We start from the raw sequence: 26996 nt of genomic DNA on the forward strand, positions 1-26996 counted from the left end.
TTTCATTTTAAAGCCTCAGAATCCCCGTGTAGGGAACGCCCGTACCACCTCCAGCAACTCCTTGTCGTGGTGGTGCTTCACCTCGCAACGGTTGTTGAAGAACATCGTGGCTCCTCCCTCTTCGGTATAGGCATCCCACTGGGGCAGGCCCTCTGCATTGGGATTGCCCGTACGGGCGAAGTTCAGCCAGGCGCCGCTCATCTTCTCGGCCAGGGCCTGCGCCTCGGCACCGCCGCCCGTCATGGAGGCGTGGGCCACGGCATTGTTGAAGGCGAAAGGTATCTCCATGCAGTGCGTGCTGCGGAACATGCCGTCGAGCACCGGAGATTCCCAGGCGAACATGTACATATAGACCGGAGCGCCCTGCTGCGCAGCTTTCAGTCTGGCTTGCTCCACCGCACCGGGACGGAACACGAAATCCACATCCACCAAATCCTTGGGCCGGTAGCCGGGGTAAGCCTTCTCGAAGGCGGTGAGGAAATCGTCCGTGCGGTCACCGTAGCGTTGTTTCAGGAATTCCACGGCTTTCTCTTTGGTGATGGTGCGGAAAGCAGGCACGTAGGTGCTCATGGTGAACTCGTGCAAGGTAGTTCCTATCATCACGGGCACGTCCTTGCTCTGTGCAGGCGCCTGCGGGTCGAAAGGTTGTGCAGGCAACACGTCGCCGTCCACGGTGGGCGCCCATCCGAAGATGAAGGTGGAAATGCCGTCCTCTTTCTCGGCCTCGGCCTTCACCTTGGCAACGGCTTTCTCACCGGCGGCCAGCAGCCGTTCGTAAGGCATCTGCTGCAGCTCGTCTATCTGCGAGGCTTTCAGTCCCAGCTCGTCCATCACGGCAGCACCGATGCGACGTGAATACTTGGCATCCATCGTGCGCAGCATGGAGCCGCTCTGAACGATGGCCTTGTGGTAAAGCCCTTTGGCAGACGGAGTGGCAAGCAATGTAGATACCTTTCCGCCGCCGCCCGACTGTCCGAAAATCGTTACGTTCTGTGCGTCGCCGCCAAACGCGGCTATATTCTTGTTTACCCATTGAAGTGCCGCCACGAGGTCGAGCAGGCCGGCATTGCCGGATTTGGCGTATTTGTCGCCGTAGGCGGAAAGGTCGAGGAAGCCGAGGACGTTGAGACGGTGGTTGAGCGTGACTACCACCGCATCACCTTTCTTGGCAAGGTTGAAACCGTCGTAGGAGGGAAGTTCCTGTCCGCTGCCTGCCGCATAGCCGCCGCCGTGGAGCCACACCATGACGGGACGCTTCTTGCCGTCGTTCAGGCCCGGAGTCCAGATGTTGACCCGCAGGCAGTCTTCGCCGGGATAGCCGTCGTCCCAGTGGAAGGCGAAAGCGTGCTCATCGGCACCCCAGCCCATACGCACCGCCTGGGGGCAGGTGGGACCGAACATGCGGCTGCTACGCACGCCTTCCCATTTGTCGGCAGGCTGAGGCGGCATGAAGCGCTCTGCCTTGGCGTAGGGAATACCTTTATATATATAAATACCGTCTTGCAGGAATCCTCCCACTTTGCCCGACTCGGTCTGGGCGATGGCTGTTTCGGAAGAGGCGACGATTTCGCCCGTGGTTTGTTGCGCGCCGGCGGTCTTCACGCCCGCTGTCTGTCCGCAAGAGGAGAGAATCAGCAGGGAGGCCAACGCAAGCATGGATAAAGGTTGTCTTTTCATGGTTGTATATCGTTTTTTAAAATTGATGATTTGTCTTTGACTTGCTTTCAGCGAACGAGTTGACAAGTTGTTCACTTGTTCACTTTTTCCGGTTGCAATATTACGCCGATTGCGCCGGAGGGACTGGCCGACATGTAAAAACGATTTGCCCGGAGGTTTAAAAGCGCTTGCCCATAGGTTCAAATGTTTGCCTTTTTGTTCAAAACATGCTGCAAAGCAACTTATATTCAATTTTTTATCCTTATTTTCGCACATCATTCAAAACCTTTTAATATGACCTTGTCTAACCGGAAAATCCTCCGTACCCTGCTCTGCCTGCTGGCCGGAACTCTGTATGCCGTCTGCCTGTCGGCATGCGACGCCAAAGAGCCCTTATCCGAAAACCGGGATGCCGAAATCGAAAGCCCCGTCATAGCCAACGACCTCTCCAACCAGAAAGTCACCGCCATAGCCGAAGACACGCAAGGCCATATATGGATAGGCACGTTCCGCGGGCTGAACAAGAACAATGTGCACGACTACCACCAGTACTTCTGCACCGACGACTCGCTGGGACTGCCCGACAACCAGATTACCCACCTGCTGCGCGACTCGAAGAACCGCTTCTGGGTGGGCACCGTGAACGGCGTGTGCCTATACACCGACAAGGACAACTTCCGCATCATCCCCATCGAGGCCGACAACAAGAACGTGAGGCAGATTCTGGAAGACCGCAACGGGCGCATCTTCCTCAACACCGGCTTCCAGCTCTACGCCTACCACCCCCGGGAGGAAAAGATTACCTGCGTGCTGCCCGAAATCAGCCCCGGAAATGCCTTCTACGCACAGTGCCACATCGCCCCCGACAACAACCTCTGGGTAATGACCTCCACCGGGCTCCGCTGCTACGACCCCTCCACCCTTCAGCTGAAAGAGTCTGTCGCCCTCAGCGGCTATCCCTACTACTCGTACCTGCACAACAACGAGCTGTGGATAACCGGCAACCACACCCTCAGCATCTTCGACACCCGCACGCGCAGCTTCAAGCCGCTGCCGCAGCCCATCGCCCGAAACACCACGCTGTGCAACGCCGACATCGACTACATACACCCCTACGGCAACAACGGCCTGCTGCTGAACACCGCCAGACACGGCATGTTCTACTACAACCCGGGCACCGGCAGCGTGACCCGCCAGGGCGAGAACGGATTCCCCTTCGAGATGCCCCGCTTCCGAATCAGCCAAATGTTCACCGACTCGCAGCAGAACCTGTGGATAGGCTCCGTGGACCAGGGGTACACCGTGTGCTACCACTACAAGGAGCGGTTCAACAACGACAACTACCTGCGCTCCGAGCTGAACAACAAGTCCGTGGTGTCGCTAAGCGCCGGCAAGGACCACAAGCTGTGGATTTCCACCCTGATGGACGGCATCTACGTGTATGACACGAAGAGCAGCGAAATCAGGCACATCGACCCCGAAACGTTCTGGGGGCAAGAGAAACAGAAAGCCATCTACGTGAACCAGCTGATGGTGGACAGCGACAACAACCTCTGGATGACAAGCACCGACAGCGAAGTGCTGAAAGCCCGCTACACGCCCGACGGGCAGCTGAAGATAGAGGAACGGCACCGGATTTTCCTGCCCATGTCCATCGCCCAGTCGCCCGACGGAACCATCTGGATAGGCACCGCCACGGTCAACGTCTATGCCCTGCGCCCCGGCAAGAAGGAATTCGAGGCGATGAAGCTCTTCGAGGGGTTCACCTTCGTGCCCGGCCTGGCGATGATGGATAACCGCCGGCTGATGGTGACGGGCTTCTACCAACCCATCAAGCATATCGACATCGAAAACCTGGAGACGGGCACGGCGGACATCGCGGAAGAGGACCTGAAAGCCTGCATACGCCGCTCCGTATTCGTCCCCACGGCCTTGTACAAAGACACGTACGGCATTCTCTGGATAGGCACCATAAGCAATGGCCTGATGTGCTACCATCCCGAAACGGGCCGGATGACACCCATGCCCGGCACCTCCTGCCTCGACATATCGGGCATCGAGGAAGACCTGCAAGGCAACCTCTGGATAAGCACCCAATACGGACTGAGCAAATATGACCGGACAGCCGGACGCTTCACCAACTATTACGCCGCCGACGGCATAGGCGGAAACCAGTTCTACGACCGCGCCTCGTGCCGTCTGCCCGACGGGACGCTGGCATTCGGCGGCACGCACGGGCTCACGCTCTTCAACCCCATCGACGTGCCCATCAAGCGCAGCATCCCGCTGCTGTTCAGTGACCTGAAGATACACAACAAGCTGATACGTCCGCAATTGCACGGAGAAACCATCGGCAAGCACCTCTCCTACTGCCCCGACATACACCTGGAGCACGACCAGAACAGTTTCAGCATCTCCTTCTCTGCCCTGAACTACAGCGAGTACGGACGAGTGCACTACCAATACCACCTGGAGGGTTTCGACAACTACTGGGTAGACGCCCGCAACAACCACGAGGCCTACTACGCCAACCTGCCTGCCGGAGAGTATGTGTTCCACGTGAAAATCACCAACAACGACCGGAGCATCGTGGAGGCCGAGAACTCCATCCGCATCCGCGTATATCCGGCTCCCTGGCGCACGTGGTGGGCCTACTGCATCTACTTCTTGTTGGCAACCGCCCTCGCCCTTCTCTTCCTGCGTGCCCTGCTCCGCGTCCGCGCCGAAAAGGAGGCCGCCCGCCGCGCCCGCCTGGAGAAAGAGCAGGAGCAACGGGTGAACCGGATGAACATGAGCTTCTTCGCCAACGTCTCGCACGAGTTCCGCACACCGCTCACCATGATTTCCGGTCCCGTGAACCAGCTCTGCGCCAATCCGCGGATAGAGGGTGCGGACAAGAACCTGCTGCACATCGTGCAACGCAGCGTGAACCGCATGCTGAGGCTCGTCAACCAGATGATGGACTTCAACAAGCTGGAGAACGACACCCTGCGCCTGCAAGTGAAGCGCGCCGACCTCATCGCCTGCCTGCAACGCCAGGTGGGCATCTTCCGGGTGAACGCCGACGACAAGGGCATCGACCTGAACACCTACGGACTGGAAGACACCTTCCTGATGTGGCTGGACGAGGACAAGGTGGAAAAGATATTCAACAACCTAATGTCCAATGCCCTGAAGTTCACGCCCCAAGGCGGTAAAATCAGTGTCGGCTTCGACGTAATAGACCGTGAGAAAGCCGCGCGGCTCTTCGGCCTGTCCGCCGACGGGCGCATCACGCAGTACGTCAAAGTGTCCGTGGCCAACACGGGACAGAGCATCCCCGAAGACAAGATAGAGAAGATATTCGAACGCTATTACCAGATAGGCAACCAAGCCGAAGGTACCTACAACTGGGGAACGGGCATCGGCCTGTACTACGCCCGCAGCCTGGCCGTACTGCACCACGGGCAACTGAAAGCCAGCCAGTCCGAAGAGGGAAGCGGCGCCGTGTTCACCTTCGTCCTGCCCGTGAACGACGCCGCGTATGCCGAAGACGAACGGGCAACGGAACAGAGCAACCAGTCGGAAGCCTTCCCGCTGGCCGCCGCCTCGCAGCCTGCCGAGAACAAGACCGGCACCGACGAGAAGCAACCCACCCTGCTGGTGGTGGACGACGACACCGAAGTGGCACACTACCTGCGCACCCTCCTCTCCGCCCACTACAAGGTAATCTGCCGCTTCAATGCCGACGATGCGCTGAAGGCGCTGCATGAGGAGTCACCCGACCTGGTTCTGAGTGACGTGGTGATGCCCGGCAAGGACGGTTACCAGTTCTGCCGGGAGATAAAGGAAGACTTGCAGCTCTGCCACCTGCCCGTGATTCTGGTTACGGCCAAAGCCACCGTGGAAAACCAGGTGGAAGGACTGGACACGGGAGCCGACGCCTACGTGACCAAGCCTTTCGACCCTGCCTACCTGCTGGCGCTCATCAAGTCGCTGCTCAAGAACCGCGAGAAAGCGCGCAACATGCTGGGAAAGGCCACGCAGACGGACAAGATAGAAGAGAACATCCTCTCCCCGCAAGACAACGTCTTCATGACCGAACTCTACCACCTGATGGAGAGCGAGCTCTCCAACCCCGAACTGGACATTGCCCGCATGACCGAGCTGCTGAGAATATCACGCACCAAGTTCTACTATAAAGTAAAAGGACTGACCGGCGAAAGCCCCAGCACCTTCTTCAAGACCTACAAGCTGAACCGTGCCGCCGAACTGATAACGGAAGGGAAACATACCGTCTCGGAAATTGCGGACATGACGGGATTCAGCACGCTGTCCCACTTCTCGAAGAGCTTCAAGAAGCAGTTCGGAGTAAGTCCGAGCGAATACGGCAAATAGAAGGACGGGCTACTTGGCTTGTTGTATGAGGGTTATGCCTTTCAGGAGTGAAGGTATAACCCTCATGCTTTTAACAGCCGGTCCTTGTATGCACGAGATGCACATCTCATACAACACGAGATGCACATCTCGAGATACATGAGATGCACATCTCGTGCATACAAGGACTACGCCTTAAAGTGAGAGAGGAATAGCCATGTGTGTTACCGGGCTTCCGGAATATTAGTCGAATCATATACAATCATCGCCCGGCCTTCGGCCAACTTCCTCGCAGTGGGAGGCATCTTGATGAAATAGTTGGAATAAGGTTCCGAACCTTCCTGGTCTCCATTCATCAGCCTGTGGGAAATACGTATCATCGTCTGAATATAGGCCAGCGGCAAAGAAGATTTCAGATAAGGATAATGTCCGCACCAGATATCCTTGATGTGCCCTTCCTTCATGAGCTTTTCCATACGGCAACACGACTCATGGAAAGTGGCGATGGGAGACATCGGCACACACTGCAGCCATACTTCACCCGAGCCGAACGCATCACCCGAATAACAGTCTCCGTTTGCCTTGTCCAGGAGTACCACCGAGCCGGGCGTATGCCCGGGCATCCATGCCACTTCCAGCTTGCGTCCACCCAAGTCGAACACTTGTCCTTCTTCCATATAGAGGAATTCTCCTTGATAATCCGCCGCATGCTGGGGCACCAGCACCGTATCGGCCCGATGCATCCATACTTTATCGAAATACTTGATGCAGCCGGCATGGTCGGGGTGCATGTGGGTGACGATTACTTCCAGCGGTTTCCCGGTTATCTGTCCCACAATCTTATCCAAATCCGCACAACGCGTGCCGGTATCAATCAGCACGGCCTTGTCTTCGCCCTCTATCAGATACATGGTAGTATAGTCCCAAGTGGAAAATACCCAAGTCTTCTCTTTCAACAAGGAAACCTCTACCTCTTCATTCTTGAATACCGTTTGCGCCCCTATAGCCATACAAACAAACAGCAGGGCAAATATCACTAAGTTTCTTTTCATGTTTTTCTTCTTTATATAGTTAAACCGAATTGTGAATTTCTCAAGATAAATCAATAACCGGGATTCTGTTTCAGGTTGCTGTTCACCTCCAATTCATTTTCAGGAAACGGCAGCCACTCGTCGCGATTGGGAGTCCAACCCGCCAACGACTTTTCATTATCGACATAGGTGGTTTTGGTCGTATAACGGGCGTTGTAGATGCCTGCCGCCGTAGTGAGGTCATTATTCGGGTCAGGTACAATCTGGAAAGTCGGTAACTTTTTCCCTTTATCCGCCAATACCGCCGGAGCATCCCCCCAACGCTTCAGGTCCTGGAAGCGCATGCCTTCCATAGCAAGTTCCAAGCGGCGCTCCAGCTTTATATCGGAAAGCGTCACATGACTCTTTCTGGGAAGACGGGCCCTGTCGCGCACTCTGCCCAGATATTCGTCGGCACCGGCTTGGTCTCCCGCCTGGAGGCAAGCCTCGGCAGCCATCAGCAACACATCCGCATATCTGATGACCGGAGTATTGCTCTGGTTTCCACACCAATACCCTACAAATTCGTCATCGGTGCTTGCCAGCCATTTCAGACGGAAATAGCCTTCGCTGGCATATTTGTTGGTAGTCGTGTTCACCGCAATGTTCATGGCAATCACCTGCTCCCAGGTCCTGATCCAGGCATTCAAGCGATACCCGTCGGCACCCTCCTCAGCCACAAAGGCATCGTACAAAGACTTCGACGGATTGAAGTAGCTGTAACCGCTGGTAGTGTTGAACTTATAGTGCATGGACGCTTCCGGACCGGCTATAAAGCCATAGCCGAATCCCCAATTGGCCAAGATGCCGAACCAGCCCTCCTGAGAATACATGTTGGAAGGGTCGTAATGGCGCACACACTCCAGCACATACTCCTTGCAGCCGGCAGAGGCCGGATGATAGAATGTGCTGACATCGGCTATCAAATCATATTTGCCGGAAGAAATGACCTTCTCCAACTCACTTTTGGCATCGGCATATTTCTCCTGATACAGATAAATCTTTCCCAACAAGCAGCGGGCAGCCTCCAACGTGGCGCGGGTTCCCCCGTCCCTGTCTTCCAAACTCGTTTTCGAAGTGAGTTTCCCGGAAGTTATAGCTTCCGTAAGGTCTGTCTCCATGAATTTCCACAACTGTTCGGCAGTGGAGTTGGGCACCTTATACTCTTCCGAATTCTTCAATACCCTATCTACCAAAGGAGGAGTCCCCCACAAAGTGGTCAGTTCGAAATAGCAGATGGCTCTGAAGAATTTGGCCTCGGCAATGTTTCTTGCCTTCACTTCACTTTCAGCGGCATCGAACCGCTCAATCACCAGATTGGCCAGATAAATCGTGGCATACAACCTCTTATAATAGTTTTCCACCCAACCGTTCGTGGCCACTATCGCACTTTCGTATATCTCCTGCGCATACACCTGGTCGGAGCGGGCACCACCCGAATTGAAATCGTCTGCCAAGAAATTTTTCAGGAAGAAACCGTTGGCATACTGCGAGGCTTTCTCACCACGCCCGGAATAAGCATTCCGCCAGGACGCATAGACAGCAGCGATGGCAGACTCACACTGTTCATCCGTCTGATAATAATTCTCTTCATTCTCTACACCTTTCTGGGGAATATCCAGCAAATCGACATCGCATGCGGAAAATGTAAGTGCACACGCCAACAGTCCGGACAAGATATATTTTCTTTTCATATTTCTTCTATTTATTATTTAAAATGTAACTGATAAACCGAACACCACCTTCTTCGTTGTGGGATAATTTCCGTAATCCACGCCCATACCGCTGGTAGCCGTGGAGGAAACCTCCGGATCGAGTCCCGGATACTTCGTGAACAAGAAGAAATTATCCAACGAGGCATATACTCTCAGCTTGTCGGCCAGGAATTTCTTCGTAACCGTCCGGGGCAACGTATATCCCAGCTGTATCTGCTTGATGCGGAAATAAGAGCCGTCAAAAATATAGGCATCGGACAAGCCATACTTGTCTGCATTCGTATTCTGCGGCCGTGCAAACTTACGGCTGGTAGTCCCGTCCGCCGTCCAGCGCTGGTCGTACATCTCCTTCAGCGTATAGGATATGGAGTTATAACTGTAGGACATGAATACGTCATTGCCCACGGAGCCGTTGCCGAAAATCAGAAAATCAAAATTCTTGTAGTTGGCGGTCAACGTGATTCCATATGTGAAGTCCGGCATCGGTTTACCAATCATCGCCTTGTCACTGGCATCAATGGTACCGTCACCCGTATTATCCCTGAATACGGGATTGCCCTTGTCATCCAGATGATCGACCTGATAGCCTCTGAAATACCACACCGGATAGCCTACCTCGAATGCGGAGAACGAACCGTTCGAAGCCATTGTAGTGGCGCCTTCTATGCGTCCGCCGCTGACATGCGGATCCAGATAAGTGACCTCGTTCTTCAAAGTGGCCAGATTGGCGGTCACAGAATAGTTGAAATCACCGGCTTTGTCTTTCCATCCGGCCTCAAACTCAAAACCCTTATTCGTCACATTACCGGCATTCATCGGAGCCGATGAGTTTCCCGCCTCATAAGGAATGACAATGTTGGAAACAATCAAGTCTTTTGTCTTCTTCTGATACCAGTCCATACCAAACGAGAAGCGGTCGTTGAAAGCGCGCAAATCCATACCCAAATCCAGCTGTTCGGAGGTTTCCCACTTCAAGTCAGGATTATAGAGCTGCGAAGGTTTGGCAGAAGTGACATATTTCATCGCCGTATTGCTGAAAGAGTACCCGGCAGCCGAAGTCACCAGGGAATTGGAATACTTGTAACCGCTCAGATTGCTTGTGCTGCCATTCTGCCCCCAGCTTGCACGCAACTTCAGGAATGTGAGAGGGGTATTGTTCTTTTCCGTGAAAAAGCGCTCGTTGGAAATGACCCAACCGGCTGATACCGACGGGAAATAGCCCCAGCGATTGGTACCCGGAAGCACGGAAGTATCGGCTGCATCGGCACGCATGGCCGCTTGCAGCATATAGCGGTTCTGGTAATCGTAAGCCAAACGGCCGAAATAGGACAGCTTACGATTAATCAGATTATAACCGGCGGTACTCTTCACGGCATCTCCGGCAGGATACGAAACGTCGGCATACAAAGGATCGTGCTTGGCAGTCTTGTCTACACCGGCAGAAACATAAGTGAAGTTATTCTCGCTGTAGGACATACCCAGCATGGCAGACACATGATGCTTGTCCCACAAATCCGTACTATAATTCACAAAGTTCTCCCACTGATAATAGGTAGTAGAGGAGTTGGAGCGGCTGGCCCCGTTCTTATCCTTATTATTGGCGGAAGCCGAACCGTAATAGAGATTGTTATACTGATAAGTGTTTGCGTTCAGTTCCCTGTAACCCAGCCGGGTAGTAAACACAAATCCTTTGAAAGGAGTCAGGTTGGCATAGAGCGTTCCCATCAGACTGTTGCCGAAGTTTTTCTTGTCGCTCATGCGGATGGCTACCATAGGATGTATCTGTTCCATAGAACCCAGACAGCTGTAATAATCGCCCTTGTCATTGCGCAGCAAAGTAAAGCCGTTGGCAATCAATGCCTCCATTTGTTTAGGAAGCGCATCGGCTGCATACGTGTCCGCATAATAAGGAGCCATGGTCATCACGGTAGCAATCATACTGGAATATGAATTGCCCGCACTACCGTCATTGATGGATTTCTGCGTATATTTTGCATAATTGGCAGTAACACCTACCTTCAACCAAGGTTTAATGTTATAGTCGGCATTCAGCATGACGGAAAGCCGCTTGTAGGTATCCTTGTTTTCACGAAGAATACCATTGTCATACAGATTGTTTAATGACAGGAAGAAAGAGCCCTTGTCATTCGCTCCCTGAAAGTTGACCGTATGATGGGAGGATGGCGAAGCATTAAAAGCCACATCATACCAATCGGTAGTCGATACACCGTCCCATGTGCCGCTGGTAATAAGCTCCTGGATATTATCATCTGTAAAAGTAGGGTCTTGCTCCTTCTTTTGCAATAAAGCTTCTTGTGAATTAATCAGCTTGGGACGTTGCGCCAGGCTACTGATGGAATATTGAAAGTCGTAGGAGATGCTGCTGGTTCCTTTGCTTCCGCTCTTTGTGGTAATAAGCACTACGCCATTACCGGCCTGCGCACCATAAATGGCAGCGGATGCGGCATCTTTCAGGACTTCCATGCTTTTTATATTATTAGGATCCACAGCACTCAAGTCGGATACTATCAATCCGTCTACCACATAGAGGGGATCGGAAGTACCATTCGATGAAAAACCACGGACACGAATGGTAGGCGAAGCACCCGGTTGCGAAGTTGTGGATATCAGTTGTACACCGGCTGTCTTGCCCTGCAGGGCTTCTTCCACCCGGGTAATAGAGCGGTTCTGGATGTCTTCTGCCTTCACGGAAGAAATGGCGCCTGTCAGGTCGCTCTTCTTCTGTACACCATAGCCCACCACTACCACTTCATCCAGCGTCCGGGTGTCTTCTTTCATCGTTATATTCATTCTCTCTGATACGGCTTTCAGTTCTTGTGTCACATATCCGATGTACGAATAGACAATGACGGCACCTTGCTTTACCTTTAAGGAATAATTTCCCTCCATATTCGTAATCACTCCATTAGAGGTGCCCTTTTCAAGTACACTCACACCAATCATCGGTTCTCCCAAATCATCTGTAATCCGTCCCGATATCATCATCGGACTTTGCGCCAGCATAAAAGGTATTCCCACCCAAAGGAACAGCCAGAATGCCATCAGCTTTCTTTTAAAGTTGTTTTCCATAATGCTTAAATAATTAGATTTGTTAATAAAAAAGCTACATTCACTTATTGTAGGATTTCCGATACAATTTTATCAAAAGAGGAGATAAGAGGATATTAAGAAAATACAAAAACATTTCCTATATGTTCAGATATTGTTTCTTGTACGTTCAAAAGATTATCAATATGTTCAAAACATGCCATACAGCATATTCCAAGCGGAAAAATCACTGTTACAGCAAATATCACCTACTTATTTTCTTTCTACTTTTGTCTGCTCCATTGTAAAAAAACACTCTCCGCGGAACATACCTTAATACACTTCATATATGAAAAAAATCATTCTTTCCCTCATAGCTTTATCTGCAATAGCGGTGTCTTCGTGCCAACCGACAACCGCCAAAGCAGAAGCGGAAAAACAGGATGTTTATAGAATTTCGGCAACCATTTCCAACCAAAACATTACGGATTTCCAAGAAGACGCGCAAGGCTATATCTGGATAGGAACCACACGAGGACTGAACAGATTCAACGCACACGAGTACCGGCAATATTACAGTTCCAACGACTCACTGCAACTGCCCGGAGATAGAATCCAGGATATTTTCATGGACTCACGCAAACGCTTATGGATAGCGACAACCAACGGAACATGCCGATATACCGACCAAGACAACTTCTGCCAGATACCCATAAACGTGCCCTATAATAATAGGAACGGACATCAGTTCATAGAAAGCAAGGATGGAAAAATCTTCCTAAACATGGTGGTACATCTCTGCGTCTATAACCCTGAAACAGACACTTTCAACCGTATTTTCATCAACTTTGACCCGGACAAGACCTATAAACAGACCTGCTACATAGATAACAACAACTGTCTGTGGGCCGTCAACCCCGTATCCATCCGATGCTACGACTCCCGAAACATGCAACTGACAGACTCCATACCCATGCCGCAGAAGATTACCTACTCTTACATGCACAACCATACCTCCCTATGGCTGGCAAGCAAGAACCGACTCTTCATATTCGATACCGAAAGCAAAAGATTCAAAACGACTCCCGAAGCAATAAGTAATCATCCCATCTTATCGAAAGCCGCCATCACCTATATACACCCGTACGACAAGAACAGGCTACTGATTTGCACGCAAAAGCATACGTTCCTTTACAACCACATAGAAAACACCGTCATACATGAAAAGGAAAACGGATTTCCATTTGAAGTCCCGCAACATGGCATCAAATGCATGTACACCGACTCGCACAAGAATCTGTGGATAGGCTCGCCGGACCAAGGCTATACCGTACGCTATCATTATAAGGAGCGTTTCAACAGCAACAATTATCTGCGTTCGTTCTTCCATCAAAAATCCATCATAGCCCTCGATGCCGACTCCTGCAACTTGTATATATCCACCCTGAAAGACGGAATGTATATCTACAACCTGAATACCAAGCATATAGAAGCTGTGAATATCAGTAGAATCCTACCTGCACAAAACACAGAAAATATAATTGTCAGACACATCTATCACGACAAAGACCGGCACATCTGGCTTGCCACCAATACCAATCAAGTCATAAAATGCGTGCTCGAGTCTAATCAATTAAAAGCAACGAGTATTTTTTCCGTCCCTTCCGTACTGTGCATAACGCAAGACCGTAACGGAACAATATGGGCAGGCAGCTTCAGCCAGGCAATATATGCCCTGAAAAAAGGTGAAAAGGTATTCACACCCGTATCACTTTATCCCCAGTCATTTTTCACCTTTACTCCTACCCTACGTCCCCTCTCCAATGGAGAAGTATGGATTGCCTCCTTTGCCAACAAGATTCGTTCAATAAATCCGGATACATGGAAAATCCGGATACCGGACATCTCGAGGGCAGACAGCCTGGCCTGCATACGCCGTTCTAAATTTATCCCTTCCGTATTATACGAAGACAGCCAAGGAGATATCTGGATTGGAACCTCCCATAACGGTCTTTTACGATATACTTCGCAGAATCATAAATTATCTCCCATATCCGGCATTGGCTGCACAGAGATTTGCAGCATCGAAGAAGATATGCAAGGGAACCTATGGATATCCACATTATACGGATTAAGTAAATATGAGCGCCGGACCAATCAAATCAGCAACTACTATGCAAGCGACGGTATCGGCGGCAATCAATTCTACGACCGTGCATCCTGCCGACTTTCAAACGGAACCTTAGTATTCGGCGGCACTCACGGAATGACATTCTTCAATCCGGTGGAAACTCCTTTCAAATACGATGTTCCCCTGACGTTCGAGAATCTGAAGATTCATAACAAGCTTGTATATCCCGGAAAGAATGCAATCATCGACAAGGACCTCTCCTACCAACCGGACGTATATCTGAAACATAGCCAGACCAGCTTCAGCATATCATTTGCCGCATTGGATTATAGTGAATACGAACGAATACACTATCACTACCAATTGGAAGGCATTGACCGCTACTGGATAAATGCACACACCAACCGGGAAGCTTATTATGCCAACCTTCCCACAGGAACCTATATGTTCAAAGTAAAAATCACCAATGAAGACCAAAGCATAATCGGAGAAGAAAAACAGTTGCGCATCATCGTCAAACCTGCTCCTTGGAATACCTGGTGGGCAAGATGTGCATATGCTCTGGTAATCATCGGAATAGCCGGTACACTTATACACAGTTGGCGGCGCGTAAGAATTGAAAAAGAAACCGCCTGCCGCGCCGAACAAGAAAAAGCACAAGAGCAGAAAATGAATAAGACATACATGAGCTATTTTACCAACATATCCCATGAGTTCCGGACACCACTGACCACGATGTTGGGTTCCATCAGACAACTGTGTGCCGCCCCCGGCCAATACAGTGCCAACCGGGAACTACTGAATGTTCTGCAAGACGGTATTCTGCGGATGCTCCAGCTAGTCAACCAATTGCTCGATTTCAACAAATTAGACAACGACAATCTGGGACTGGAGGTCCAACAGACCAACCTTGCCTCCACCATCAAACGAATCATCAGTTTCTTCAACATCAATGCCCAAAGCAAGAATATAACCCTTAGCATTCAGGGATTACACCATGACATCCTCTATTGGGCCGATGAAGACAAAGTAGAGAAAATACTGAGCAATCTGCTTTCCAATGCCATGAAGTTTACTCCTACAGGAGGTGAAATAGAAATCTCGTTCGCCATCGTCACACGCCAAGAAGCCGAGGAGTTCTTCTGCCTGACAGAACAAGACAAAAGCGTCCGGTATATCCGGATTTCCGTAACCAACACCGGAGAAAACATTCCGGAAGAACAGCTGGAAAAAATCTTTGAACGGTTCTATCAGATAAAAGGCAACAAAGGGACTTACAATTGGGGAACCGGCATCGGGCTTTATTATGCTCGCAGCCTTGCCCGGTTGCACCACGGATACCTGAAAGCAGCAAACCGGAAAGAAGGGAACGGAGCCATGTTTATCCTGATTCTGCCCGCAGACGATTTCTCGTACACAAAAGAGGAACGGTTCTATGGCAAAAAAAAACTCATAGACAATACTTCCATAGAACCTGCGAAAACAGAACCGGATGCTACCCATGAAGGCAAAACAAGTCCAAAAACAATACTGATAATAGACGATGACCCGGCCATCATGCACTATCTGCAGATTCTGCTGACCCCGCATTATCACATCATCAGCCGACTCAATTCCACCAATATCTTCCAAACCATTACAGATGAAGCCCCAGATTTAATACTGAGCGATGTACTGATGCCGGACAAAGACGGTTACCAGCTTTGCAAGGAGATTAAAGCAAACCTACAATTCTGTCATATACCCGTCATTCTGGTAACCGCCAAATCCACCGTGGAAAACCAGATAGAAGGATTGCATACCGGAGCTGACGCATACGTGCCCAAACCTTTTGAACCGGCTTACTTGCTGGCCCTGATTGAATCACTATTGACGAACCGTGATAAAATGCGCAGTTTCCTGACGAACAATACCCGGACAAGCCGGATGAAAGAACTTGCCCTTGCCCCAAAAGACGAGGCTTTCATGGCAGAACTGTATAAACTAATGGAAAATGAACTGGATAACCCCGAACTGGACATCACGCGGATGGCCGAATTACTCAAAATCTCCCGTACCAAATTTTACTACAAGGTGAAGGGATTAACCGGCAAGAATCCAAGTGTCTTCTTCAGGACTTATAAACTGAACCGCGCAGCCGAACTAATCAAGGAAGGAACCTATACCATCTCCGAAATAGCGGACATGACCGGTTTCAATACCCTTCCCCACTTCTCTACCTGCTTTAAAAAGCAATTCGGCATAAATCCGAGTGAGTATCAATAAACCTTGTATGTCCCTTACCAGCACCCACGGCTCCCTCTAATTCCCTTAAAAGAAAGAGCCGTGGCCTGTATAGAGATTACTTCTGATAAAAGCCGCCAATCATCGCTTGCCATAAACCAGTTTCTTCGTCCGCGGGTCGCGGGAGAATTGTTTCATGAAATCCCACATCAACCGTGCATCAGGCTTGAAGTTCCAATGACCGTAGTCATTCACAGCCACGACTTTAATCAGCGGAATGTCTCCCTTGTAAAGCACTCCCGCTTCCATCGTGACGCGCTTGTTGGTGGAAATCACTTCCCTGTCCTTCAGTGCCATGCCGAAGGTGGCATCTTTCGAAAAGTCAGGCCGGCTACTCACCTCCATGCCGTTCATGGTCTGATAGGCAGTCCAGGCACAGAAGAAGGCATTGGTGCGCCAATTGTTTTCGTTTACAAAAGGCACGACTTCGTCGTCCGTACCCGTCACAGAGAAATAAGCGGTCTCCACACTGCCCCGTTTCTGCACCGCCTCGTTCATCAGGGCTTCGCCACTGTAACCGAACATATACCGGTCGGGGGTCAGCCCAGCCGATTGGGCACCCACAGCGGCAAATACGTGCGACTTGCGTATACCAAGTCCCGTAGCCGTGGCGGCTCCTGCCGAAAGCCCTTCGGCATATACCCGCGAAGGGTCTATCTGCGGATAGGTCTTCAACAGATGATACACCACCTGCTCGATGCCGTCCAACCCCATAGGAGCATAACCGTTGCCCTGCCACTCCAATTCGGCAACAATGAAGTTCTCCTCAACCGCCAACTCAATGAAGCCGGATGTCTCAGCCTGTGTACGCGGATCATTGTTGTTGCCATGCAGCAAAAGCAACAACGGCACAGAAGCCTTTTCTGCCTTCAAAGTAGCTTCCGGATGGAATTCATACCATAGGAAATCGCCTGTACCGATAAGGTCTTTCTTCATCACACGACGAGTGATTCCCCAATCTTCGGGCATGATATACGGCTCCAGCTCATACGTACCATATTGGTCGAATTGAGCTCCCGTGTACCAAGTATGTTCGTAATTGTTGAAACGGTAGTTCTTGCAAAGCAAAGTCTTCCAAGCTTCCGCAAAAGCTTCTTTCAGGGAAATGTACTTGTTTGCACTCACCACAACCTGCTGTAGAGGCTCCTGCCGGTTGGCATAACAAGCCAACCCGTCTTCTTTCCGCACCGGTTCCGCCTGATTCTGCAAGATATAGGCTGCCGCTACCTGCCGACTGTGTGTTCCGGCAATAAAAGCAGGAACGGGGGCGGCACCCTCAGCCGTCTTGGCCGGTCGGCCATTCAGCGATACGATACCGGCAACAGCACCCGCATGTCCGGCAATGGTTCTATTAACGAACGTCGCCCCCTTACCTATACCGATTATCTTCAGATTAGTAAAAACACGCATCTTGTTCAGGAAATTCTTATAAGCTTCCAAATCCTTCACCGCATCATACTCCTTTCCCAAGGGGTTCATCACACAGACCGTCCCCGAATAGGTGTGCGCATAGGACGCAATACCCAATTCATCCGTCAACGCCGCCGCTTCGGAAGCATCGCACGGCTTGTCCGGATAAATCACGAAAAAAGGGGAGAAGCCGGGAAAACGTCCCTCTACACTTTTGCACGTATCACGCGTAATGTAAACTTCCTGCTCCAACCCAGGAAAACGAACAAACGGAGGAAGCCCTTCAGGGGTTCCACCAGCCCCTTTCATCTGCAATGCAACTACAGAAAACAAGAGCCCAAAAATGAAATTCAGTTTCATAGTATCTTTAACAATTTGTTTTACGACCGCAATATTAGCGAATTACCCTCAAAGCATTCTTTCCTATTTGTTCAAATGTTTATCCTCCGGTTCAATTTTATTCATTACATTTGCAGTGTTTCTTAAAACCAACCGTATATGGCACATCGTCTTAATACCAACAAACAGTTTATGGTAGGCAACGGCATCCTTGCCTTTGCCGTGATTTTCGTAGTCGTCATCTTTGTCTACATGAGCATGAGGCTGCAACAACAGAAAGCGGAAAACCGCAACTTCATCGAAACCTATACCATCACACTGACGAAAGGCTTTGCCGGAGACTCCACCTCCATCTTCATCAACGACAGCCTGCTGGTGAACCGCACCATGACGGAAGAACCTTTCATCCTCGAGGTGAAACGCTTTGCCGAACAAAGCGCACTGATGATTGTGAACAATGCAACCGAGAAGCTTTCCCTGTTTGAGCTTAGCGAAAAAGGAGGAGAATACCGGTTCGAGAAGGAAGGAGAAGAGGTAAAACAACTGGCGCAGGAATAAAAAAGCTCAGCAAGGAGTGTTGTCAGACGTTATCAACTTTCATTTTATTTTTTCTTACATCAATATAAAGCAAATCATCATGGTCTGTTATACTATACAGTTCCATAAAATCCTCTGTTACCAAGTAATATTCGTCAAGCCCCTCACAGTCGCCGATAAATATATGTATATCAGACATTCTTGCTTTATAAACGATAAAATCCCTGTTCCAATAATCAATAAAAAAATAGAAAACGATATTTTTGTCAATTATATCCAATAGATGAAAATAAGGATCTTCCATGTTACAATCTATACTATATGGCACATATTTAAATTTCAGCCATAATGCACGAGGATTTCCAATTACAAATGTGTCATATAACCGTTGTATTAAAATCTCTTTATCGACATCTCCTATTTCCTGAAATGGAAGATGGTTATCTTTGATTGTTCGTTCTATTTCTTTATAATCAAACATGACATTTTGCTTCTGTTAATAATCTCGCATTATCCATACCGGTATTAACTTTCTGAGATACCTTTCAAACGTGATAGAAGAGGCAGACCGCTATATCTCCGTTTTGTATTTCCGGAGTTCTGTTCTCAATGCCTGGGCCCTTCCATCAGTCATCCGGTCGAGCAAAGCCCAGAAACGTTTCCCGTGATTCATCTCGCGGGTATGCGCCAGTTCGTGCAGCAACACATAGTCTATCAGATGTTTGGGAAGAAGTACCAGGTAATAGGACAGATTGATATTGCCACGCGTGGAACAGCTTCCCCAACGCCCGCTACTGGAATTAATCTTCACACTCTTGTAAGGAAGGTTATGTTGCATGGAAAGCATATACAGGCGGGGAGGAAGAATAATCTTTGCATTCCGTCGCAAAGCCTCCTCAATCACCTTACGTAGCCAAGCCTGCAGATTCTCATCCGAGAAATCCGCATCCGGCGGACAGATTATCTGCATTTCTCCCAACTCGGAACGGGACAAGAACCGTTCCCGTTGTCCGCCGACCAACGTCAGCTTGAAGAACTCCGTATCAATGCGGTAATCCAAATCAATCAGCTTTCTGACCTGCTTCTGTCTGGCAGCCCTCAAACGCGAACGAAGCTGCTCGATGGCATTCTCTACCTCGGCAAGAGAAGTCCGGGGAGGCACGGTCACGTGAATTCCATCCTCCTTTGTACGGAAAGTGAGACGCCGTGCCCGGGCATTGACCCGGACAAACAAAGGACCTAGCTCTTTATCTTCTATAATGCGGTTTACTGTCATAAATCAAAGCCTCTCCCGTAGGAAGGGGCGGGGAAGAGGCTTTGCAAATGAACAAAGAATCGTCCAAAAAAGCAAGCAAACACCTGACAAAAGCGGACGGAGTGTCCGATAATGAACACTATGTAAAAGTTATTACACTTTAGTTATCAGCGACTTACACTTGTGGCACAATAATTGATTAAAGTATGATGACCGAGCGTCCTTTGAAAAAAGCATTTCTACATGCAACTTTTTCAAGGCAAATCACGTCTAACTAATAAATACTGAATCACAAAAAACAAAAAAATATGAAAGCTCTAACAACATTTATCGCAATCGCCTTATTGGCATTCAGTACAACCGCTTGTTCACAACAACACACATACCGTTCCGGAGGCTTCGGCAGCAAGACGGTCAAGGCAAGCAAGAACTATGTAACCAAAGACATAAAAGTGAACAACTTCACCAAGCTGAGTGTAGCCGGCAGCCCCGACGTGACCTACACGCAGAAGTCCGGCAAACCGACAGTGGAAGTATACACCTCGGACAACATTGTAGACTTACTGGATATCCGTGTCAAGGACAATACTCTCTACATCGGCTTCAAGAAGAATGTCAGCGTATCCTACAATAAACTGGAAGTACGTGTGTCCGCAGAAAAGTTGAACGGCATTGCCGTGGCAGGTTCGGGAGACGTGGAACTGAAAAACGGACTGAAGACGGACAACCTCAAAATTTCCGTAGCCGGTTCGGGTGACATCAGTGGAAACAACATCTCCTGCATAGACCTCGATATTTCCATCGCAGGCTCGGGAGACATCAACAGCAGCGACATCACTTGCAATGACCTCCAAGTATCCGTTGCAGGTTCAGGTGACATGAAGCTGAACAACGTAACGGCCAACTTCACCAAAGCATCCGTTGCCGGTTCGGGCACCGCTATCCTGAGTGGCAGCACCCAAGAAGCTGAATACAGTGTGGCAGGTTCGGGTGATTTGTTTGCTTCCGATTTCGTTGCCAAGAAAGCATCCGCCAGTGTTGCCGGTTCAGGCGACATCAAGTGCCATGCCACAGATTTCCTGAAAGTACGCACCAGCGGAAGTGGCAGTGTAGGCTACAAGGGCAATCCGGAACTGGATTATCCGAAGAAAGGACTGTATAAGCTCTAACATTGGAAAATATAGACTTTAAGATTAATAATTATAAGCCTAAACTAAATTCTCTCTCAAATAATTACCTATAAAGATGACGAAGGACTCCCGCAAGGAAGTCCTTCGTTTTTTGTACGCCCCACATCTCCGAAGCACGGGAACAACTATCATTTATCTACATTCAGAATACCCGACTCATTGTCGCTGTTATTGATGCGTCTGTCGGATGATTTGTAACGCTTGCCGAACTCGAAGTTATAACTCAGCTTGATAACCGCCATCTGTCCTATCTCTTTCGCATGGCTCCACGAGGTATAGGGTGCCACTTTGCTTACCCGTTCCTTACCCGTCTTGTAGTTGTTGGTGAACGGGAACATCATCCCTACCCCCAGCTGCAGGCGCTTGTGGGTATAAGTGGCCAGAATGGCAGTCTGATTCTCGCCCTTATAAATCGTTTCGCCCATCAGTTCGTTCGCCCTTTTACTGAATTGTCCCAACAGAGAGAACTGCTTATAATTGAACACGGCAACCAGATTGTAATAGAAGTCATTATACGTATGGGTATAGGTATTGCCGTTAGACCAGTAACGTGTAAATCCACCATCTATACTCAGCGTCAGGAAATTCTTCAGACTACCAATGTTCAGTCCGCGGAATGTGAAAGAAGGGCCAAAGCGCAGAAACTGTGCAGAACGCTGGTTCTCGCTCATCGAAACCAACTTGTCTCCCTCGGCAAACACACTCTCCATGATGATATTCTTGTGATAGCCATGTGTCACATTCAGCATGAAGACGAACTTCTGCTTCATATAGGAGTAGTTCAACGTATTGTTAAAGACACTGTAAGTCTCCAATGCCGGATTGCCGCGTACTATCTGGATGGTATCTATCGCCTGCTCCACATTGGTCAACGCACTGAGCGAAGGAATCTTGGGTTCGACATTGAACCGATAGTTGATGTTGCCGTTCTTGTGCGGCGAGAAGTTCAGACGGACAGTGGGGGTAAAGGTGTAATAGGTATGTTCCTCCCCTCCTTCCTTGAAATAAGAGCGGGTCAATCCGGCACTCACACCATAACTCACTTTCTTGATATTTCCCTGCACCTCGGCAAACGCCGCTGTCTTTGCCTGGTTCATTTCCGAAACGACGGGTGAGGAGCCTGCATACTCGTTCCTGGCATACATCCGGTAGTGCCGCAATCCGGAACTGAATACGAGGGACTTGAAACGCTTGTCGTAGATGGCTTCACCGATGATGGAACGCTTGTTTCCCGTCACATCGGTTTCAAGCATCGCCAGGTCTTCGGCTTGAGGAGTATATTCGTGGTAGAGCCTGTTATTGTCGGTGTGCATCAGCGTACCGGTCACGCTCATCGTAAGCATCTGATTCTTCGGTAATGTACGCTGGTAATAAAGGTCGAGCGAAGGAGTGTAGCCGGACTGCTTGTTCTTCAGTCCGGAGAAGATATAGTTATCGGCATCCGCAGCATCATACAGCTTGTTCGACTGGTTCAGAGAGGGAGCATCATAGATACTGTTGCGGAACACGACGTTGAATACGTACTTATCCTGCTCCGTCAGATTGTAAGAGAGGTCGATATTGTGGGTAAAGTGCTTGTTTTGGTCGTGAAGCCCCTCCTGCACACGATGTATCGTCTTATTTTCCAACACATATGTCTCATCTATATCCGTATACGTTTTCTTGAAGTTACGGGCAGACAAGTTATAGAACAATCCCCATTGTGACTTTTTATGATTGAACTTGGCCACCACATTGTCCTCGCTAAACAATATGTGGGGAGCATTAGTGGCTTGTATATTGACCAGTCCGCCCGTTTCGCGGCGGCGGACAATGATGTCTACCACAGCCCCCAGGCTGCTGTCGCCATAGCGCTCTCCCGGATTTTCAATGAATTCTATTCTTACAATCTCCTTGGGCAGGAGGGCTGCCACTTCGGTGGAGGTAGCCACAATACCGTTGATACGTGTCTGTACACTACCGCCATTGGCTTCCAGGCCTTTGCCAAGAGCATCCACCTTCAAGTGCGGAATGGCAAGGTTCAGCATCAGGTCGTAGGGATTGTAGGAATTCTTCATGGCAGTGGCGGTAGGTACTACAACCATGCGGTCCACTTTCTGCGTGATATTGCTGCCCGATATCACCACCTCGTCCAGCGCTACCGACTGTTCTTTCAAGATGATATCCCCCATCTCTACAGTGCCTTGGGGGTTCTTGATGACAATCTGCTCGTCGATATAACCGATGTAGGAGAATTTCAGCAGGAAATCTGAACCGGTGGCGGTTTTCAGAATGAATTTACCTTTTCCATTCGTAGTGCTTCCCGTAACGAATGAAGAGTCGGGTAAGGAAATCAGGGCTACATTGACAAATTCCACCGGCCGGTTCTGCTCGTCTATTACCGTACCGTTCACTTTCACTGTTTGCGCCGCTGCGGCAAAGCTACCCAATAGGTATATGATAGCTATAACAAGAATCTTTTTCATAAATGTCGGCGTTTAGAGTTTGTCTTTTAAAGCTGACTCGATGATTGCCTTTATCTCTTCTGACGAAAGAGTTTCTTTATTGGTCCACTCCTTGTCTCTCTCCTCCGAGATATCCAATACGGAATCGCAATGTTCCGACATCAGCAGAAAGAGCATTTTCTCTGAAGTTTCGCCCGACGCGCTTATTACCTCATAGTGCACTTCGGCATACTTGCAAAATTTGCCGTCTACGTTACGACCACATTTACGCTCCAGGTATCCGTAACGGAATTTCTCACCTTCGCCTAACTGCGACTTAACATATTCCTTAGTTGCCGACTTTATTTTATACTGGTCGCTTCCGGGGAAGTAACATGAAGTAAGAGATACAAGTGCGAAACACGCTGCGATTGCCATTGTTCTGAATGTACTTTTCATAAGACTTTCTGTTTTTTGATTTGATGCAAAGTTAAGGCAAGAAGTCTCTTAACTCCTACTAAATCGCACTATTAAAAGTCTTAATACTTAGCACATAAAGCACTGATTATCAACAATGACATATTATAAAAGTCTTAATCCGGCCTCTTCCGGTCTAAATGCCTCTTATGCACTCCACAATATCCTGTTTTTCGCCTGCATTTATCTTCTTTCGGATGGAAGTCTTACGCACGTAGATGGTTGCACTTGTCTGTTGGGTGACCACACCGATTTCTTTCGTGGAGAAACCGGCACAGAGCAGACAGCATATCTGCACTTCCTTATCAGACAATACCTGTCCGAACTTTTCCATCATGCGGGAATAAAAGCCATCGTATAGTTTATCAATTACCGGATAAAGGTCTGCCCAGGCAAGAAGTCCTTCCACCGGAATCTCCTTATTGCCGATGCCCGAAATAAGTTTCAGCAACGCCTGGTTCTGTGAGGTAGGCGTATTGGCAACAAGCCGTATGATACCCAGCTGCTGAAGAAGCAGCTTCTTGAAGAAAGCACCGCTATTCTCTTCCTGATTGTCCGATACCTTCTGGGCATCTTCCAGCAGGCGGGTCAGTGCATCAATACGTTCCTCGGCTTCGGCAAGGCGCTTCCGTCTGTTACGGATATAAAAGGTAAGGGAAACAAGTACCCCGACAAACACAACAACAACCAGCATCGAATACATCCGTGTCTTCTGCCGTTTGATTATCAACTCATAGTTCAACTGTTGAAGCTTGTTCCTGGTCACCAGCTGTTGCTCTATCACGCTATTCTGGTCCCTCATCTCATTCCTGACAGAATCAGCAAACCTACCGAAAGTGACAATGTCCAAAGGTGCCCCGGAAGTATAGTCCAGAATTGTTTTCAACTGTGCCAGCGCACTGCGTACAGAAAAGCCCTCGGCTCTCTTTTCTTCCTGCTTCAATTCATTGTTCCACGCTTGCTCCCAATAGTAACGGGCAGAATCCAACTGATGAAGGTTCAGGAAGTTTTCAGCAAAGATTACCTGCAGAATGGGATAGTTGTCGGTCATAGGCATCAGCCGTCTAACCCGGTGAAGCAGTTCATTGGACTTGGTATATTCATGGCTGTTGGCAAGAAAAGCGGCATAATTCCTCAGATAGTGACAGGCCGAAGCTGTATCGGCTGCCGCCAATGCCATGTCAATACTCTGTTCCAGGTAATCCGAAGAAGAAGGGTGGTTGGCAAGCGCCATATTGAGTCCCAGGTCATAGAGTATGGAGCAATGTTCCCGGACAGATAGCTTATCAGCATATTGCAATATCTTTTCCATCAACTCTATCGCCTGGGAGTGGTCATTTCTCAGATAAGCTATCTCTGCCTTTCCCCGATAAAAAAGAAGAAGCCAGAAGGTGTCTTTTCGGGCTATGGCATAGTCCAAGCCATTCTCAATCGCTTCATCCATGCGTTCCTCCTGCTTCATCCATTTATAATAGGAGGCTTCAAGCAGGTAGCCATCAAGCATACGGGAAGAGTCTTTCCGCTCACGATAGTAGTGTATCGCTTCAGGAAGCAGCGAATCTTCCGCCAATGACATACCCATACGGTAGCGGGCCTGCGCACAGTTCCAAACGAACTGCATCCACTCCGCTTCTGAAAACCCGACATCCTTTTCTATGGAATTAAGCAACTTCAGCGCACTGTCCGGACGGCTCTGCAACAAAGAGTCGGTCTGCGCCAAAAGTTTTTTGTTGCCATGACAGTCATTACAGCCTACAAAGCACATAATGCCTAAAAGCATAATACAGATGTATAGTATGTTTCTCATCTTCTCCATTGTATATATTTGCAGTGAGTAAAGTTGAGAAAAAAAACGGCAGACTCCAAACTATATATACTGTAAATAATAACTCCCTTAAATAAAAAGCCTTGTAACCCACAGGCAAGAACAACAAAGGGACGCTGCATCACGCGGCGTCCCTTCTATTTTAGTTAGTTTTTATAAGATTTTGAGAGAATTGAAACTTCACAGCCTCAAGTTGTTTTAATAAAGCACACTAACTATTATTATGTTTAAAGCAAATGAAAATGTTATTTTAAAAGCAAATGAAAATATCTATTCCTTGATTTCCAGCTCCTTGTTCACCCGGCGCAGGCTGTCCATCACCTGCTTCTCATGAGACACGGGCACATCTCCCGAAAGAGCTACCGACGGTGCGGAAATCTGTTTACCGATAGTATCGGCTGCGGGCACCTCCTCTACATCCGAGAAAAATGAATGTTGCATCACATTCCCCATAGAAAGGACCACTGCCACTACTGCAGCGGCTTTGAACAACGGCATGAAACGTGCGGTCAATGTCATGCGCTTTGCCTTGACCACCGGAACTTCCACTTCGGCAAGCACCCGGGCATCAAAATCCTCACCCAAATGCACTTCCTGCTGAAGCTGCTGATATACGAACAAGTCCTTGTAGCGAAGCAAGTGTCCGGGAACATCGTTACCGCTAAAGAAAGCACGCAGGCATGCTTCCTCTTCCAAAGAAGTTTCGCACTGCCAGTAGCGTTCCAAGAGTTGTTCTATATATTTAGAGTCCATAACCTTCTATATCAATAAACGTTTGTTTTACTTTTTGCCGCGCCCTGAAGAGGTTCACTTTTACCTGCTCCTCGGTCAAGTTCAGGACCGCTGCTATTTCTTTATAGCTCTTACCTTCCACATCCCTAAGCTGCATAATCAACCGCTGTTTTTCGGGAAGCTTGTTCATCAGCCGATGTATCAACGCCATCCGTTCCTTGTTCACCAGCTTCTCGTAAGGGCCCGATGCATCGGAGGCCTGCTCCATTTCGGGGGTCAGCTCCACGGTACGGGAGTCTTTTCGCTCGCTACGGTCTATCGCCAGATTTCTTGCCACTGTCAGGCAATAGGCTTCGATAGAGCCGAATTGCGACCACTCGTCACGCTTGTTCCAGACCCTTATCAGCGTTTCCTGCACGACATCCTCTGCCTCTGCCCTATCGAACGTAATTCTCAGGGCTAACCGAAAGAGCTTGTCCTTCAGCGGGAGAATGTCATTGCGAAAGCTGAGTTCTTGCATCTCTAATAAATTGACGGTTAAGTATTCAG

General features: G+C 49.3%; 16 protein-coding genes. 4 read left to right on the forward strand and 12 right to left on the reverse strand.

Features of this window, described 5'->3' with window-relative positions; genetic code table 11:
• Nucleotides 1-15: 15 nt before the first annotated feature.
• Nucleotides 16-1677: a carboxylesterase/lipase family protein gene (locus tag CSD97_RS08625; RefSeq protein ID WP_173675106.1), complete on the reverse strand. Its 1662-nt coding sequence runs from the start codon at nt 1675-1677 to the stop codon at nt 16-18.
• A gap of 273 nt (nt 1678-1950) precedes the next feature.
• Here CSD97_RS08625 and CSD97_RS08630 point away from each other — a divergent pair, with 273 nt between their 5' ends.
• Nucleotides 1951-6033 carry a two-component regulator propeller domain-containing protein gene (locus tag CSD97_RS08630; protein ID WP_098032280.1) on the forward strand — a complete coding sequence of 1361 codons (4083 nt, stop codon included), beginning with the start codon at nt 1951-1953 and terminating at the stop codon, nt 6031-6033.
• Between the two features lie 203 nt (nt 6034-6236).
• On the opposite strand, the gene CSD97_RS08635 is transcribed toward CSD97_RS08630, so the two are convergent.
• From CSD97_RS08635 to CSD97_RS08645, 3 genes are read right to left on the reverse strand one after another with little or no spacing between them, the layout of a single operon-like run.
• Nucleotides 6237-7064: an MBL fold metallo-hydrolase gene (locus CSD97_RS08635; protein ID WP_005833720.1), complete on the reverse strand. Its 828-nt coding sequence runs from the start codon at nt 7062-7064 to the stop codon at nt 6237-6239.
• A 50-nt stretch (nt 7065-7114) separates the two neighbouring features.
• Nucleotides 7115-8776, reverse strand: coding sequence for a RagB/SusD family nutrient uptake outer membrane protein (locus CSD97_RS08640; protein ID WP_005833721.1), 1662 nt, complete (start codon nt 8774-8776; stop codon nt 7115-7117).
• 18 nt (nt 8777-8794) lie between these two features.
• Nucleotides 8795-11887 carry a TonB-dependent receptor gene (locus CSD97_RS08645; protein ID WP_034532607.1) on the reverse strand — a complete coding sequence of 1031 codons (3093 nt, stop codon included), beginning with the start codon at nt 11885-11887 and terminating at the stop codon, nt 8795-8797.
• A 307-nt stretch (nt 11888-12194) separates the two neighbouring features.
• On the opposite strand from CSD97_RS08645, the gene CSD97_RS08650 reads away from it, so the two are divergent.
• Nucleotides 12195-16241 (forward strand): hybrid sensor histidine kinase/response regulator transcription factor, encoded by a 4047-nt coding sequence (locus CSD97_RS08650; protein WP_005833724.1) that lies wholly within the window; start codon nt 12195-12197, stop codon nt 16239-16241.
• A gap of 99 nt (nt 16242-16340) precedes the next feature.
• On the opposite strand, the gene CSD97_RS08655 is transcribed toward CSD97_RS08650, so the two are convergent.
• Nucleotides 16341-18029 (reverse strand): PHB depolymerase family esterase, encoded by a 1689-nt coding sequence (locus CSD97_RS08655; protein WP_005833726.1) that lies wholly within the window; start codon nt 18027-18029, stop codon nt 16341-16343.
• A gap of 138 nt (nt 18030-18167) precedes the next feature.
• Between CSD97_RS08655 and CSD97_RS08660 the strand changes: the two genes are divergently transcribed.
• Nucleotides 18168-18566, forward strand: coding sequence for a hypothetical protein (locus tag CSD97_RS08660; RefSeq protein WP_005833728.1), 399 nt, complete (start codon nt 18168-18170; stop codon nt 18564-18566).
• Nucleotides 18567-18588: 22 nt separating this feature from the next.
• Here CSD97_RS08660 and CSD97_RS08665 read toward each other — a convergent pair whose 3' ends face one another.
• Nucleotides 18589-19026, reverse strand: a complete 438-nt coding sequence (locus tag CSD97_RS08665) for a DUF6756 family protein (protein WP_005833730.1) — start codon at nt 19024-19026, stop codon at nt 18589-18591.
• 90 nt (nt 19027-19116) lie between these two features.
• Nucleotides 19117-19821: a SprT family zinc-dependent metalloprotease gene (locus CSD97_RS08670; protein WP_034522882.1), complete on the reverse strand. Its 705-nt coding sequence runs from the start codon at nt 19819-19821 to the stop codon at nt 19117-19119.
• 287 nt (nt 19822-20108) lie between these two features.
• On the opposite strand from CSD97_RS08670, the gene CSD97_RS08675 reads away from it, so the two are divergent.
• Nucleotides 20109-20969, forward strand: a complete 861-nt coding sequence (locus CSD97_RS08675) for a head GIN domain-containing protein (RefSeq protein ID WP_005833734.1) — start codon at nt 20109-20111, stop codon at nt 20967-20969.
• A gap of 149 nt (nt 20970-21118) precedes the next feature.
• Here the strand turns inward: CSD97_RS08675 and CSD97_RS08680 are convergent, their stop codons facing one another.
• From CSD97_RS08680 to CSD97_RS08700, 5 genes are all read right to left on the reverse strand, one after another.
• Nucleotides 21119-23455: a TonB-dependent receptor gene (locus CSD97_RS08680; RefSeq protein WP_005833736.1), complete on the reverse strand. Its 2337-nt coding sequence runs from the start codon at nt 23453-23455 to the stop codon at nt 21119-21121.
• 12 nt (nt 23456-23467) lie between these two features.
• Complete coding sequence (locus tag CSD97_RS08685) at nt 23468-23872, reverse strand: hypothetical protein (protein ID WP_005825870.1); 405 nt, start codon at nt 23870-23872, stop codon at nt 23468-23470.
• Between the two features lie 154 nt (nt 23873-24026).
• Entirely contained in the window at nt 24027-25697 is a 1671-nt protein-coding gene (locus CSD97_RS08690; RefSeq protein ID WP_009037383.1) for a LuxR C-terminal-related transcriptional regulator, read from the reverse strand.
• 288 nt (nt 25698-25985) lie between these two features.
• Nucleotides 25986-26468 (reverse strand): hypothetical protein, encoded by a 483-nt coding sequence (locus tag CSD97_RS08695; protein ID WP_098032281.1) that lies wholly within the window; start codon nt 26466-26468, stop codon nt 25986-25988.
• Nucleotides 26458-26967, reverse strand: coding sequence for a sigma-70 family RNA polymerase sigma factor (locus CSD97_RS08700; RefSeq protein ID WP_005825876.1), 510 nt, complete (start codon nt 26965-26967; stop codon nt 26458-26460). The genes CSD97_RS08695 and CSD97_RS08700 overlap by 11 nt, the downstream gene beginning before the upstream one ends.
• Nucleotides 26968-26996 lie beyond the last annotated feature (29 nt).

Origin of the sequence: Bacteroides sp. AR29 (assembly GCF_900217715.1) — a bacterium.
Classification (GTDB): Bacteria; Bacteroidota; Bacteroidia; order Bacteroidales; family Bacteroidaceae; genus Bacteroides; species Bacteroides uniformis.

Bases quoted from the DNA above. Each gene is read 5' to 3' on its own strand.
- CSD97_RS08625 (WP_173675106.1), bottom strand. From the start codon at position 1,677: ATGAAAAGACAACCTTTATCCATGCTTGCGTTGGCCTCCCTGCTGATT.
- CSD97_RS08630 (WP_098032280.1), top strand. From the start codon at position 1,951: ATGACCTTGTCTAACCGGAAAATCCTCCGTACCCTGCTCTGCCTGCTG.
- CSD97_RS08635 (WP_005833720.1), bottom strand. From the start codon at position 7,064: ATGAAAAGAAACTTAGTGATATTTGCCCTGCTGTTTGTTTGTATGGCT.
- CSD97_RS08640 (WP_005833721.1), bottom strand. From the start codon at position 8,776: ATGAAAAGAAAATATATCTTGTCCGGACTGTTGGCGTGTGCACTTACA.
- CSD97_RS08645 (WP_034532607.1), bottom strand. From the start codon at position 11,887: ATGGAAAACAACTTTAAAAGAAAGCTGATGGCATTCTGGCTGTTCCTT.
- CSD97_RS08650 (WP_005833724.1), top strand. From the start codon at position 12,195: ATGAAAAAAATCATTCTTTCCCTCATAGCTTTATCTGCAATAGCGGTG.
- CSD97_RS08655 (WP_005833726.1), bottom strand. From the start codon at position 18,029: ATGAAACTGAATTTCATTTTTGGGCTCTTGTTTTCTGTAGTTGCATTG.
- CSD97_RS08660 (WP_005833728.1), top strand. From the start codon at position 18,168: ATGGCACATCGTCTTAATACCAACAAACAGTTTATGGTAGGCAACGGC.
- CSD97_RS08665 (WP_005833730.1), bottom strand. From the start codon at position 19,026: ATGTTTGATTATAAAGAAATAGAACGAACAATCAAAGATAACCATCTT.
- CSD97_RS08670 (WP_034522882.1), bottom strand. From the start codon at position 19,821: ATGACAGTAAACCGCATTATAGAAGATAAAGAGCTAGGTCCTTTGTTT.
- CSD97_RS08675 (WP_005833734.1), top strand. From the start codon at position 20,109: ATGAAAGCTCTAACAACATTTATCGCAATCGCCTTATTGGCATTCAGT.
- CSD97_RS08680 (WP_005833736.1), bottom strand. From the start codon at position 23,455: ATGAAAAAGATTCTTGTTATAGCTATCATATACCTATTGGGTAGCTTT.
- CSD97_RS08685 (WP_005825870.1), bottom strand. From the start codon at position 23,872: ATGAAAAGTACATTCAGAACAATGGCAATCGCAGCGTGTTTCGCACTT.
- CSD97_RS08690 (WP_009037383.1), bottom strand. From the start codon at position 25,697: ATGAGAAACATACTATACATCTGTATTATGCTTTTAGGCATTATGTGC.
- CSD97_RS08695 (WP_098032281.1), bottom strand. From the start codon at position 26,468: ATGGACTCTAAATATATAGAACAACTCTTGGAACGCTACTGGCAGTGC.
- CSD97_RS08700 (WP_005825876.1), bottom strand. From the start codon at position 26,967: ATGCAAGAACTCAGCTTTCGCAATGACATTCTCCCGCTGAAGGACAAG.